General features: G+C 40.5%; 10 protein-coding genes. 4 read left to right on the top strand and 6 right to left on the bottom strand.

Annotated features, from left to right (window positions below):
• Window positions 1–87: 87 nt before the first annotated feature.
• Window positions 88–2,385, top strand: coding sequence for an acyl-CoA dehydrogenase family protein (locus ADICYQ_RS11550; RefSeq protein WP_020890884.1), 2,298 nt, complete (start codon window positions 88–90; stop codon window positions 2,383–2,385).
• An 8-nt stretch (window positions 2,386–2,393) separates the two neighbouring features.
• Entirely contained in the window at window positions 2,394–4,163 is a 1,770-nt protein-coding gene (locus ADICYQ_RS11545) for an SLC13 family permease (protein ID WP_020890883.1), read from the top strand.
• Window positions 4,164–4,381: 218 nt separating this feature from the next.
• Here the strand turns inward: ADICYQ_RS11545 and ADICYQ_RS28545 are convergent, their stop codons facing one another.
• From ADICYQ_RS28545 to ADICYQ_RS11520, 6 genes are all read right to left on the bottom strand, one after another.
• The gene (locus tag ADICYQ_RS28545) at window positions 4,382–4,543 is read right to left on the bottom strand and encodes a hypothetical protein (protein ID WP_020890882.1); all 162 of its coding nucleotides are present in this window, start codon (window positions 4,541–4,543) and stop codon (window positions 4,382–4,384) included.
• The gene (locus ADICYQ_RS11540) at window positions 4,543–5,964 is read right to left on the bottom strand and encodes a sulfatase (protein WP_235114592.1); all 1,422 of its coding nucleotides are present in this window, start codon (window positions 5,962–5,964) and stop codon (window positions 4,543–4,545) included. Before ADICYQ_RS11540 ends, ADICYQ_RS28545 begins: the two co-directional genes overlap by 1 nt.
• Before the next feature lie 24 nt (window positions 5,965–5,988).
• Window positions 5,989–7,449 (bottom strand): arylsulfatase, encoded by a 1,461-nt coding sequence (locus ADICYQ_RS11535; protein ID WP_020890880.1) that lies wholly within the window; start codon window positions 7,447–7,449, stop codon window positions 5,989–5,991.
• Between the two features lie 201 nt (window positions 7,450–7,650).
• Window positions 7,651–8,562 carry an SMP-30/gluconolactonase/LRE family protein gene (locus ADICYQ_RS11530; protein ID WP_020890879.1) on the bottom strand — a complete coding sequence of 304 codons (912 nt, stop codon included), beginning with the start codon at window positions 8,560–8,562 and terminating at the stop codon, window positions 7,651–7,653.
• Window positions 8,563–8,672: 110 nt separating this feature from the next.
• The gene (gene cydB, locus ADICYQ_RS11525) at window positions 8,673–9,710 is read right to left on the bottom strand and encodes a cytochrome d ubiquinol oxidase subunit II (protein WP_020890878.1); all 1,038 of its coding nucleotides are present in this window, start codon (window positions 9,708–9,710) and stop codon (window positions 8,673–8,675) included.
• A gap of 6 nt (window positions 9,711–9,716) precedes the next feature.
• Entirely contained in the window at window positions 9,717–11,099 is a 1,383-nt protein-coding gene (locus ADICYQ_RS11520) for a cytochrome ubiquinol oxidase subunit I (RefSeq protein ID WP_040415903.1), read from the bottom strand.
• Window positions 11,100–11,352: 253 nt separating this feature from the next.
• Here ADICYQ_RS11520 and ADICYQ_RS11515 point away from each other — a divergent pair, with 253 nt between their 5' ends.
• Both ADICYQ_RS11515 and ADICYQ_RS11510 read left to right on the top strand, forming a co-directional pair.
• Window positions 11,353–11,682 (top strand): antibiotic biosynthesis monooxygenase family protein, encoded by a 330-nt coding sequence (locus tag ADICYQ_RS11515; protein WP_235114590.1) that lies wholly within the window; start codon window positions 11,353–11,355, stop codon window positions 11,680–11,682.
• Between the two features lie 72 nt (window positions 11,683–11,754).
• Complete coding sequence (locus ADICYQ_RS11510) at window positions 11,755–13,500, top strand: amidohydrolase (RefSeq protein ID WP_081652340.1); 1,746 nt, start codon at window positions 11,755–11,757, stop codon at window positions 13,498–13,500.
• The last annotated feature ends 3 nt before the right edge of the window (window positions 13,501–13,503 follow it).

The following is a 13,503-nucleotide window of genomic DNA, read 5'->3' as shown; positions in this document are numbered from 1 at the left end:
CCATTTTAAACTTTTGGTAAGATTATTGAAAGGGATAGATATATTTTCTTACCTTTTTAGTACTAAATTTTAAACCTAAAATAAAACATGGAAAAGATACTTTCTCAACCAACCAATGGAAGTCTCGTTCTCCTGCCAATCGTATACATGGTATGGTCAGACACTACAATCAATGCCAGCGAACACCAGGCATTTCAATCCTTTTTTAAAGCTGTAGATTGGTTGAGTGAAGAGGATAGAAAATATTTAACCGCAAAACTCGACCCGAATTCGCCCCCTTCAAGGGAGGAGTTGGAGATGTGGTGGAAGACAATTAAATCCTCAGTAGACAACGATACCACTTACCCTCACCTTTCTAGTATAGGCATTGAAATTTTAAAGAAAAATGCGCCTGAGGTGGCCCATACCTTTCCCCTTTCCAAGGTCGAAAAGGAATTGGGAAACCTGGAAAGCCAATTGGGTATAATTGGCCAATCTGCAGCCTTGACTTTCAAATCTTCTCACGCCAATATTTCCACTTCCTATGAAACAAAAAAAGGGTTTGAAACAGAGAAGCTAACCGCCCTCCTGGATGGCCGGAGAAAACCATTAATCGATGAAATCAAATCGGTTATCTCTAAAAAAGAATTTGACTATGTCGACCCTGGTAATTTAAAAGAATACAGGGAACAAGTGCTTGTTTGGTGTAAAATGCTTGCTGACAAAGGCTATGGTTCCATTGGTTTTCCTAAAGAATACGGGGGGGGAGATGACATGGAAGGATACTTTACAGTTATGGAAACCCTTAGTTACAGGGACTTGAGTACAGTAATTAAATTTGGTGTACAATTTGGCTTATGGGGAATGAGTGTCTTTATGTTAGGGACAAAGAAACACCATGAAAAATACCTTCCCGCCATAGGAACTCTTGAACTACCGGGATGCTTTGCCATGACAGAGACCAACCATGGCTCCAATGTCAGAGGTATAGAAACAACTGCAACCTACAATCACAAAGAGAAAACCTTTACCATAAATACTCCCCATATAAATGCCAGAAAGGAATACATTGGCAATGCTGCACTACATGGTAAAATGGCCACTGTTTTTGCAAAGCTATTGATCAATGACAAAGATTACGGGGTAAGTACTTTCATCGTTCCATTGAGAGATGAGGAAGGAAAAACCCTGCCTGGTATTGCTATAGAAGATTGCGGAAGAAAAATGGGCCTTAACGGAGTAGACAATGGCTTGATTGCCTTCGACAAGGTCACTATTCCAAAAGAAAACATGTTGGATAGATTTTCTTCTGTTGACGAAGAAGGTGAATTCCAGAGTCCAATTGCCAGTGATAACAAAAGATTTTTTACCATGTTGGGCACCCTGGTGGGAGGAAGAATAGGCATTCCAAGGTCTGCGCTAGCCGCTTCAAAATCCGGTCTTACCATTGCCATAAGATACGCAGACAAGCGTCGACAATTTGGACCCGATGGCACTACAGAAGTACCCATTCTAAATTACCGCATGCATCAGCGAAGACTCTTGCCACTATTGTCTAAAACCTACGCCTGCCATTTTGCGATGGAGTACGTCACAGAACGCTTCCTAAATAGAAAAGAGGATGAAATGCAGGAAATAGAGGCGCTTGCAGCAGGCTTAAAATCATATGTCACCTGGCACAACACGGCCACACTACAGGAATGTAGAGAAGCATGTGGTGGCAAAGGTTTCTTATCTGAGAATAGGATCGATGCGCTAAAAAATGATTCTGATGTGTATACAACCTTCGAAGGTGACAATACGGTATTGCTACAACTTGTGGCTAAAAGTAGACTTAGTGCTTATAAGGAGCAATTTGAGAACATGAACTTGTTCACTGTGATAGATTACGTTGTGAATAAAACAAAAACATCTATCACAGAAAAGAACCCACTGATCATTCGAAATACTGACGAAAACCACCTACTGGATCCTGAATTTCATCTTAATGCTTTTCAGTACAGGGAAAACAGTATTCTTTCCTCAGCAGGTAAGAGATTAAAGCGTCTCATGGATGAAGGAATGGATCCATTTGATGCAGTGAATGTTGCACAACATCATCTATTCACCTTGGCAATGGCATTTATTGAACGGGTAATATTGGAAAAATTCATTGAGAAAATTGAGCAAACAACTGATCCAGAACTTAAGCAAGTGCTCAAAAGACTTTGTGATCTTTTTGCCCTTTACCAGATCGAAACCCATAATGGTTGGTACCTGGAACAGGGTTATATGGAAGGCATTAAATCCAAGGCCATAAGGAAAATGGTCAACCAATTGTGCTGGGAAATTCGTAAAGATGCGGTGCCTTTGGTCAACGCGTTTAACATCCCGGATTCCTGTCTTTCAGCACCTATTGCTACCTAAGTTAGTATATGGAAGAAATCATCGTATTTGCCACTCTCGGAATATCCCTTTTGTTTTTCATTTGGGGAAAAATCCGTTATGACCTTGTCGCCCTATCGGCTTTAATATTACTTGCTATACTTGGTCTGGTACCCTATGATGAAGCCTTTATGGGTTTTAGCCACCCTGCTGTAATTACCGTGGCAGCCATCCTGGTAGTAAGTAAGGGCCTAGAAAACTCTGGAATCGTTAATGTACTTGTGGCATTAATGGACAAGGTAGGGAACAATATCAACTTACAAATAGCAACCCTTTCCGGGGCAGTTGCTATTGCATCGGGGTTTATGAATAATATAGGTGCCTTGGCTATTTTCATGCCTGTAGCCATACAAATGGCTAGAAAACACAATTATTCGCCTTCATTGATTTTAATGCCAATTGCCTTTGCTTCATTATTGGGTGGATTGACTACTTTAATAGGCACTCCACCCAATATTATAATATCCTCCTTCCGTGCCCAAAGTGGTGAAGCAGCATTTGGCATGTTTGATTTCACCATCGTAGGAGTGGTAGTTGCCGCGGCAGGAGTATTCTTTATTTCCTTGGTGGGATGGCGATTGATCCCAAAAAGAAATTCCAATCTGGCCAATGAGGCTTTGTTTAAAATTGAAAACTACATTACTGAAGTCATCATTTCAGGCAAGTCAGAACTTGAAAACAAACCCATTAAGCACATTACTGATGACAAAGAACTCGATGTAAAAGTCCTGGGTATCGTTAGAAATAAGATCAGAATTCATGCGCCAAGCCCCTATTTTGTACTTACCAGGAATGACATAATTGTTTTGGAATCTAATACAGATGTTCTGGAAGAATTTGTCAATAAGTACCAGGTTAAACTTGTTGGAAACGAAGATTTCATAGCGGCTACTGAGGTTGAAAATGAAATAATAAACACAGAAGGGATAGTCCAGGACAATTCTCCATTGATTGGGCAAACCGCTTCAAGTATTCATATGAGGTCACGCTATGATGTCAATTTGTTGGCTTTGTCTCGGGGAGACAGGACCTTAATAAAGAGAATTGACCACGAGGTGTTTCGTTCAGGAGATGTTTTACTCCTGCAACTGAGAAGAAATAGCCTGTCAGATACCCTCTTCGAAATGAAATGCTATCCATTGGCAAAAAGGAGCATAAAAATAGGGAAACCAAGACGTACACTGTTGGCTGTAGGCTTGTTTGCTTTGTCCATCATAGCTGTAGTGATGGGTTGGTTACCAGTAGCTATTTCTTTTACGCTTGCAGCCATGGGAATGGTAGTCAGTAGGATTCTACCCTTAAACAACCTTTATACAAGTATAGACTGGCCAGTAATTGTTTTACTTGGTGCCATGATACCTGTGGGAGAGGCTTTCGAAACGAGTGGCGCGGCCAGTACAGTTACAAAACTGATTTTGTTGAGTTCAGATAATTTACCTGCATGGGCTTTGCTCGGTCTTATAATGGTCACTACTATGCTATTGTCAGCATTAATCAACAATGCTGCAACAGTTGTGCTTATGGCTCCTATAGGTTTGCAGATTGCAGCTGCTCTTTCCCTATCTGCCGATCCATTTCTAATGAGCATCGCCGTTGGTGCTTCTTCCTCATTCCTCAGTCCTATTGGTCATCAATCCAATACCCTTGTGCTAGGTCCGGGAGGTTACCAGTTTGGCGATTATTGGAAACCAGGTTTGCCCCTCTCCTTAATTGTGATGGCGGTAGGAATCCCTGTTATTCTTTGGGTATGGCCTCTTTAACCCTGAATAGGATTGAGCATTCTAATATGTATTGAAATCACGAGATCAGTACAGGCAGAGAAAAGTTAGGAAAGACTATCACTAAGCCTATTGCATAATTCGAGCTTAAAACCACCTTATGTCTATTACATTCAGGCCCTTCAGGCCTGTTATTTATATTTGAAATCAACCCTTTTAAGCTTTAGGTTTAAAAGGGTTAATTTCATTGAATACACTTTTTATTTAGCAGGTTCGCTTCCCCACCAATCGGCGTTGGGTTGCCAGTTTTTGTCCAGAAATTCTAGGCGCTGCTTTTCTAATTTTGGAAGCATTTCATTTTCCATTTGTTCAATGCGTTGTTGATATAGGTCCTTGTCGAATTCAGGATCCGGGCTAGGCATCAAAACCGACTTGCTATCGAGATAATCTCCCAGCATAGCGGAAAGGGCGGCTTTTTATCAGGATGTGCAACAGACAATTCATTCTCTTCAAATGGATCCTCAGGAAGTCGATACAATTCTTCGTGTCCATCTTCATAATACCTAATCAATTTCCAATCACCGGCTCTCACCATGGCTGAAGGCACACCTCCCTGGTTGCCATAATGAGGGTAGTGCCAGAAGATAGGACGCTCCTGCAATTTTTGACCTTCAATTATTGGTTTCAAGCTTGTACCTTCTATTTCCTGTGTAATGGCTACGTCTCCAGAGATAAAATCCACCAAGGTTGGGAGAAAATCTGCCCCTACAACCGGATAATCTATTGGCCCCTGTGGTTGATTTCCAGGGACTTTAATCAAATAGGGTACACGAACTCCACCTTCCCAATGTTGTCCTTTCCCTCCTTTTACATAAAGGTTGGACGTGGCATAAGCATCGCCGGCTACTACTCCCCCATTGTCTGAAGTAAATACGACAATAGTATTCTCAGCTAAGCCTAATGTTTCAAGTTGTTGCAAAACAATTCCAACTGCATCGTCCACATACTCCACCAAACCTGCATAATTGGGATTATCCTGTACTGTTCTGAAAGGAATTTTTTCCCCCATTTCAAAACCATGGTCCGCAATCCCCATAGCTTCAGCTTTATCTCTGTATTTGGTCCATTTGTCCTTACTTGTTTGCACAGGTGCGTGGACGGCATAAAAGGATAGAAAAGCGAAAAACGGTTCCTCTTTACTTCTACCAATAAAATCAGCCACCTCATTTGCAAGCCTAAGGGTTAGATTTTCACCATCAGGCCCATCTTTTAACTTGGGGTTTTTATAAGGAGAGAAAAACCCACCCGACGGAGACCCTTTGTCCCATCCCCCAACATTTTCGTCAAAGCCATGGTCTTCAGGATAATTTCCTTCATCTCCAAGATGCCATTTCCCTGCAAAAAAGGTCTTATAACCATTGGCTTTAAAAGCTTCTGCTAAAGTTGTACTTTCCTTTGGAAGCTGATGAATATAATTGGCAGGTAGCATCGGATCATGTCTATTGTGTTCTCTCCATGTCTCCCCTTCTTTAGCGCCAATCCAGTCCGTTATCCCATGACTGGAAGTAAACTGCCCGGTCATTATCGTTGCTCTTGCAGGGCTACAAACTCTGCTCCCTGAATAGCCATTGGTGAATTGAAAGCTTTCCTTTGCCAACTTATCAATATTGGGCGTTTCATGAAAAGTGGATCCTGCGTAACCCAAATCTGCATATCCCATGTCATCAACCAGGATAAACAATACATTGGGAGCTTTCTCAACTTCTTCAGAAGCACATGAAGCCAGTCCCAAACTTATCAAGCAAAAGAATACTAAGCATATTTTCGATAAATTAATCATCATTTGTAGTCTTGGTTACTTAATTGATTACTTATTCAATTCGGAAGCATATAATTTGAATACTGGATTTGGGGTATGATTGGCTTCCATCAAGGCTTTAAAAGACTTGACCAAATCAGGGTGTTTATCTGCGATATTATTTTCCTCAGCTGGATCCTCTTCAAGGTTGTATAATTCTATAGCGGGATTGTCCTCTTTTCTAAGATTTAGTCGGATGGCTTTCCAATTGCCTTTTCTTATGGCCTGCTTTCCTCCTTGTTCAATAAACTCCCAGTACAAATATTCATGGCTTTTTTGATCTTCTTTGTTTCCTATAAGCACAGGAGCGAAAGAAATGCCATCTGTATTTTCAGGAAGCTCACTGCCTGTGAGTGCCGCAACAGTAGGATAAATGTCCCAAAATGCTGAAATATGATCCGTTTGGCCAGGGGCAATCTTTCCAGGCCAATTGGCAATCATGGGAACCCTAATACCCCCTTCGTACAAATCTCTCTTATAACCTCTCCAAGGACCATTACTGTTAAAGAAATCAGGATCAGCTCCCCCTTCTTTATGAGGGCCATTGTCAGAGGTGAAAATGATCATGGTATTGTCACGAATCCCTAATTCTTCAAGCTTGGCCACTATTTCTCCTACCTGCTTGTCCAGCAACTCTACCATGGCCACAAAAGCAGCACGTGGCTCTTCCTGGGACATATAGCCACCAATTTTATAATCTTTCCCTTCATCAACTCCCTTATAAGGAGTTTCTTCAAACCTACCTCTGTAATTTACCATGATATCCTCAGGCACTATCAATTCGGCATGTGGGATAATTGTAGGGACGTAAAGGAAGAAAGGGTTTTTGCTATTGTCTGTAATAAAATCTAAAGTCTTTTCATGAATTAACGCTGGTCCATAATCGCCCAGATTTGTGCCTGCATTTCCTTCTAAAACCAATGAATCTTGATTGTCCCAAAGGTGAAAAGGGTAATAATTATGCCCCATTCTTTGGCAATTGTAGCCAAAAAACACATCCACTCCCTGATTATTTGGGTCTCCTTCAGAACTTGGATAACCAAGGCCCCATTTCCCAAAGGCACCTGTGGTATAGCCTGCGGCTTTTAAAGACTCAAAAATGGTAAAGACTGAATCTGGCAATGGGAATTGACCTTCAGGTTGAATTTCATAATTGCCTCTTACAGGTGCATTCCCTGTGTGCAGCCCTGAAACAAGGGTGCTTCTGGACGGGGCACATACAGTGGACCCAGAATAATGCTGGTTAAAGAACAAACCTTCTTTGGCCAATTTATCAATATTTGGAGTAGCAATGTACTCCTGACCATTGAATCCTAGATCCCCGTAACCAAGGTCATCTGCTAAAATGTAAATGATGTTTGGCTTAGCTTCGGAAGATTCACTGCTGGTAGTGTTCTGCTGCTGTTGACCACATCCTGCCAATAGCATTCCTGTAAAGCCAAAACTTAAAAATAAGGTAAATTTGTTCATAAATCTGAATTCTATTCAAAAGGTATATTGAGCTATTGATATAAACCTACTTATGCAATAAAACACTATTGCGTAAGTAGGTTTAAAAGGCAAATTACATATTCTTTCCTTTATTTAAAATCAACCATTTGGCTTTTCCCTTTTGCCAACTGTCGCATTAAATTAAAAGGCAGTTTTCACTGTCTATTGATAAACCTTAAATTATTTTAGGCGGATTGAATACAAGCCTGTGCGTGCTGTAACGTAAAGTGTTTTCATATCAGCTCCGCCAAAAGTTAGATTTGCAGGTGTTTCAGGGAATTTAATTGTACCAAGAAGTTTCGCATCTGGTGAAAAAACCAAAACTCCTCCAGGTCCTGTAGCAAATATATTTCCTTGTTGATCCACTTTAATTCCATCAGGATTTCCTTCACCCTTTAATAATGACGCATTGTAAAATACTTTTCCCTTTCCAACTTTACCAGAGTTACTTACTGGGTATTTCATAAAGAGTTTTGGCTGTCCAGAATTGGCAACGTAAAGTGTACGCTCATCTGGAGATAAAGCCAAGCCATTGGGTCTGTATAAATCATCAGTTATCAACTGGGTTTTGCCATTAAAAAATCGGTACACACCGTTAAAACCCAAGGTATCGGTCGCATTTTTAGGCCTGCCATAAGGTGGGTCTGTAAAATATATGGCCCCTTTGCTATCTATAATGACATCATTGGGACTGTTTAAGGCAACCCCATTGTAATTGTCAACAATTGTGGAATAATTACCTTCAGGGCTAAGGCTACTTATCTTCCTTCCACTGTGCTCTGCAATCAATAGGTTTCCCGCTTTATCAAATGTCAGCCCATTGGCATTCTGGCTGGGATTGCGAAAAGCGCTAATTTCTCCCGTCGGATGTACTTTATAGATGGTGTTAGCAGGTATGTCACTAAATAGCAATGATTGCTCTTCATTATTCCATACAGGACCTTCCGTAAATTGATAACCATCCGATACCTTGATGACAGGACTCTCTTCATCCACAAGGGCTAATAATGCCGGATCATTGATGTCCAAATGCTGTCCATAAATTGAGGAAAGGCAAAAGGAGGTTACAAGTATTAAAACAAGCCTTTTCATAATGTTTTGGGTTTAAATGCAACTACAGGGTTTTACTTCTGAAATATATAACGAATCGATTATATTTCCTTGCACAATACAGAATATCAAACAATTAGCGATAAAAATTATCAGTAACTGTGATCATCAATTCGAACTTTACCTCTAAATGTAAAGTAAACAAAGGCCGTATAACCTAATACTAATGGCGTACCTATGGCTGCAAAGGTGAGCATTATCCCAAGTGATTTTTCAGAGGAAGCGGCATTATAAACCGTAATGGTATGCGCCGGGTCTAACGTAGAAAAAAGTAAGTTAGGATAAAGCTCTATCGCTACTATTATTAATAATAAACTTATGGTAATTGAAGAAAATATAAATGCTTTGCCAAATTGTTTCTTATTGGCCAGTCTGGGCACATTTGCAATACATAGCAAAACAGCCAACGGCACTACAAATAGCACTGGGGAATCTCTAAAGGTATCTGACAAGTGGGGAATATAAATCAATGTATACAAGGAGGTAATTCCAAAACTTACCATAAAGAAGATCATTCCCTTCTTTAAAAGAAAAGTCAACTTGGCATACATTCTCCCTTCCGTTTTTAATAAGAGATAAATGGCACCATGCGACATCATTAATGCAAGTGTAGATATACCCACCATCACCGCATAAGGATTTAAAAAGCTTAAAAAACCCTCGCCCTCATATTCAAACCCCTCACCAATGGGCATACCTAAGAGAACATTTCCCAAAACCACGCCAAGAAAAAAAGGCAATAATATACTGGATACTGAATAAGAAATATCCCACATTTTTCGCCACCATAGCATGGGCTCTTTGCTTCTAAATTCTATAGAAACTGCACGCATAATGATAACCAACAAAAACAACATAAACGGAACGTACATGCCCGACAATAATGTAGCGTACATTACTGGAAAACCAGCAAAAAGCGCCCCACCACCAATGACTAACCACACTTCATTCCCATCCCAAACAGGTCCTATCGCATTAAGGGCTAGCCTTCGGCTTTTTTCTTTTTTAAAGAACAAGTGCCAGGCCCCTGCACCAAAATCAAAACCATCTAAGATAGCATAGCCAGAGAACAAGCCACCTACTACTAAAAACCAAAGCGTGGGATAATCTAATCCAAATAGGGTTTCCATATTTTATTATTTATCAGGTGAAAAAGAGGTGGCAACTTCCTTTTGAAATGGTCGATCATTTCCTTCATCTTCATCGTAAGGACCATGCTTGATTTTCTTAGTCAAAAGGTAAAGGAACAGCAATAAGAGAATCGTATAAACGATAAAAAACAAAATCAGAGAGAATAAAACCTGATTGGCTGTGACCGATTTACTCAACGCATCGCTTGTACGGAGCAAACCATATACAACCCATGGCTGTCGCCCCATTTCCGCCGCATACCAACCCACTTGATTGGCTATTTGAGGCAGTATTACAGCAAATGAAAACACCCACAATAAACGCCTACTTTCAAAGAGTTTTCCCCTGTACCACTGAACACAACCGGCAATTGTTAGGGCTATCAGAAACATACCAATACTGATCATTATATGGTAAAACTGGAAGACAGCATTTATTTGAGAGGGTCGATCTTCTTCTGGAAATGCATTTAAACCTGTGACTGGTGCGTCAAATTCATAATGCAATAAATAGGACAATCCACCAGGTATACTTATGCCAGTGACTGTTTGGCTTGACTTGTCCACCCAGCCAAATAAATACATGGGTGCAGGAGCCTCTTTCTCAAAATGGCCCTCGAAGGCAGCCAGTTTAGCTGGCTGGTTTACTGCCACTCCATTGGCTGAACTATGTCCTGAAACCAATTGCGCTAATGAAAAAATAGTGGCCACTACCAATGCAATTTTAAAAGCTTTTTTAGAAATGTCTATATACCTGCCTTTTCTTAGGTAATAAGCATGCACACTCAAAACTAGAAAAGCCCCTGCTAAGAAGGCCCCTTGCCAGGTATGAATCAAGCGGTCTACGCTGGATGGATTAAATGCCATTTCCCAGAAATCAGTAATCTCTGCCCTGGCTTCCATACCTTCTCCTACGATATGAAATCCTGCTGGTGTTTGTTGCCAACTATTGGCAATAACAATCCAAACTGCTGAAAACATGGAGCCTAAAAATACGCCCAGGGTAGCCACCCAGTGTACCCAAGGTTTGACTCGATCCCAACCGAAAAGGAGGACACCTAGAAAACCGCTCTCAAGTGCAAAGGCAAATATCCCTTCGGCAGCCAAAGCACTTCCAAACACATCCCCAACATAGCGTGAATAAGTAGCCCAGTTGGTACCAAACTCAAACTCCATCACAATACCTGTGGCCACTCCTATACCGAATGTCAAGGCGAAGATTCTAGTCCAAAACCTGGCCAAGGTTTCATATTCTTTATTTCCTGTTCGTAAATAAAGGCTTTCCATAATTACCATGATCAACCCAAGCCCAATGCTCAATGGCGGATAGATGTAATGGAAAGCAATGGTAAAAGCGAATTGTATTCTGGAGAGAATTTCTACGTCCATTGTTCTTTATTTAAAATAGTTGACATAAAATCTGTATATTTTAGGAGTAAATCCCCATTAAAAATCATTGAAAGAGCGGTTATTTCTACTTAGTTTACGCCATGAATTGAATTTAAAGACACATTCAAGTTAAACTTTTATAATGAAAAATAATTGAATAACGCCAATTGGTTAATAGGTCTCAATATCAGAAGATAAAATTAAAAAACAGGTGTTTTTATCAAATTTATAATGCTTTATTTAACTTAATAAAATGAATAAAACTATGGGGGAAATAAGCCATACTCCTAAGACACCCTACTATGCCGTTATATTTACCAGCATCAAAAGTGAGAACCAGGAAAACTATGCTGAAATGTCTGCCAAAATGGAAGAAATGGTTCAAATCCAACCCGGATACCTTGGACATGAATCTGCTAGCGGTAGTATTGGGATCACGGTAAGTTATTGGGAAAGTATAGAGGCCATAAAAGCCTGGAAGAACCAAAGTGAACACAATATTGCCCAAGGCCTTGGCAAGTCAACATGGTACAGCCAATACAAAATCCGAATATGTAAGGTAGAACATGATTATGGGACATGAGAAGTATTTCTTCCAAAGGCCTTAGACATAAACAGTAGCCTAAAGCAAGGACACCAATAAAAAACAACAACCATGAAAAATTCCGGATATCAACAGCTACATAGCAGGATTTTTTGCCTAAGCATTTATGTTTCTTTTTCGCTACTGTTAATGGCTTGTACGGTAACAAATAATGAAAAAGCAACACTCGTTTTTAAAGGTGGGAAGATTTACACACTACAACCTGACAACCCACAGGTTGAAGCAATTGCTGTTAGAGATTCGGTCATCATTTTTGCAGGATTTGAAAAAGATCTAGCGGAGTTTATTGGCCCTGAAACACAGCAAATTGATTTAAAGAATAAAATAATTACCCCTGGATGGATAGAAGGTCATGGCCATTTTATGGGACTGGGCTATAGTGAATTAAATCTTGACTTATCTGACACAAAAAGCTATGCTGAAATTGTAGAAAAAGTGAAAGTAGCAGTAGCTAAAACCACTGCTGGAAATTGGATCATTGGTCGTGGCTGGCACCAAAGTAAATGGACAAGCCAACCCCAAGAGATTATCGATGGATTCCCAATTCACCAAGCTATGACTGCCTTTTCTCCAGATCATCCTGTGGTACTTTTTCACGCAAGTGGACATGCCTTATTTGCCAATGCCAAAGCAATGGAAATAGCAGGAATCGGACCATTAAATCAAGAGCTAGGGGGCAGTAGAAAAATATCCGGAGGAGAAGTTATCCGTGATAATAATGGAAATCCTACGGGGATTTTTAATGAAAATGCCATGGAGTTAATCTATAATCACATTCCAGAAAGCGATGAAGAAAATAACCTTCTTGCCTTTAATCTGGCTCAGGATGCCTGTCTAAGGAATGGCATTACCAGCTTCCAGGATGCTGGAGTAGGCAAAGAAACTTTGGGCCTTTACCAGGAGATGCAAGCTGAAGGCAAGCTTAAAATCCGCTTGTATGCCATGCTTGGAGGAAATGACAAAGAACTATTAGAAGAATGGTATCAAAAAGGCCCGAAGACGAATTCCTGGCTCAACGTTCGATCCATAAAATTATCCGCAGATGGGGCTTTGGGATCACGTGGTGCATGGCTATTGGAGGAATATTCTGACCGGCCTGGCCACTATGGACATGAGACTATACCAATGGAGGAGGTTTTAGAAACAGCTAAAAATGGTATCAAATATGGGTTTCAATTAGCTACCCATGCCATTGGCGATCGGGCCAATCAGGAAGTCTTGGATCAATATGAGAAAGCACTTTCGGAGATGGATGCTTTAAATTCTGACCATAGATTTAGAATAGAACATGCACAGCATCTTCATCCTGATGACATCCCAAGATTTGCCTCATTAGGAGTAATCCCTTCCATGCAGGCCATCCATTTATCGTCTGACAGACCTTGGGCAATTGATCGTTTAGGCGAAAAAAGAATAACAGATGGGGCCTATATGTGGCAGGCACTCTTAGCATCAGGAGTACCCCTAATAAATGGGACGGATGTACCTGTTGAACCACTTTCGCCAATAGCCAATTTCTATGCAAGTGTAACCCGGAAAACTTTAGAGGGATCTCCTGACAATGGTTATGAAGGGAATCAGAAAATGACCAGAGCGCAAGCGCTTAAATCTTATACGCTATCCCCTGCATATGGGGCCTTTGAAGAAAAAACGAAAGGATCCATCACAGTAGGAAAACTAGCTGACCTTGTAGTATTGGATCAGGATATTATGAAAATACCAGAAGAGGAAATTTTAAATACACAGGTATTCATGACAATACTGAATGGCAAAATTGTCTATCAAAGGGAAGATTAAAAA

It is taken from the genome of Cyclobacterium qasimii M12-11B, assembly GCF_000427295.1.
GTDB lineage: Bacteria > Bacteroidota > Bacteroidia > Cytophagales > Cyclobacteriaceae > Cyclobacterium > Cyclobacterium qasimii.
This window is presented reverse-complemented; position numbering and strand designations above follow the sequence as displayed.

Coding starts and splice junctions, on each gene's coding strand:
- ADICYQ_RS11550 (WP_020890884.1), top strand. CDS start 88: ATGGAAAAGATACTTTCTCAACCAACCAATGGAAGTCTCGTTCTCCTG.
- ADICYQ_RS11545 (WP_020890883.1), top strand. CDS start 2,394: ATGGAAGAAATCATCGTATTTGCCACTCTCGGAATATCCCTTTTGTTT.
- ADICYQ_RS28545 (WP_020890882.1), bottom strand. CDS start 4,543: ATGCCTAGCCCGGATCCTGAATTCGACAAGGACCTATATCAACAACGC.
- ADICYQ_RS11540 (WP_235114592.1), bottom strand. CDS start 5,964: ATGATGATTAATTTATCGAAAATATGCTTAGTATTCTTTTGCTTGATA.
- ADICYQ_RS11535 (WP_020890880.1), bottom strand. CDS start 7,449: ATGAACAAATTTACCTTATTTTTAAGTTTTGGCTTTACAGGAATGCTA.
- ADICYQ_RS11530 (WP_020890879.1), bottom strand. CDS start 8,562: ATGAAAAGGCTTGTTTTAATACTTGTAACCTCCTTTTGCCTTTCCTCA.
- cydB (WP_020890878.1), bottom strand. CDS start 9,710: ATGGAAACCCTATTTGGATTAGATTATCCCACGCTTTGGTTTTTAGTA.
- ADICYQ_RS11520 (WP_040415903.1), bottom strand. CDS start 11,099: ATGGACGTAGAAATTCTCTCCAGAATACAATTCGCTTTTACCATTGCT.
- ADICYQ_RS11515 (WP_235114590.1), top strand. CDS start 11,353: ATGAATAAAACTATGGGGGAAATAAGCCATACTCCTAAGACACCCTAC.
- ADICYQ_RS11510 (WP_081652340.1), top strand. CDS start 11,755: ATGAAAAATTCCGGATATCAACAGCTACATAGCAGGATTTTTTGCCTA.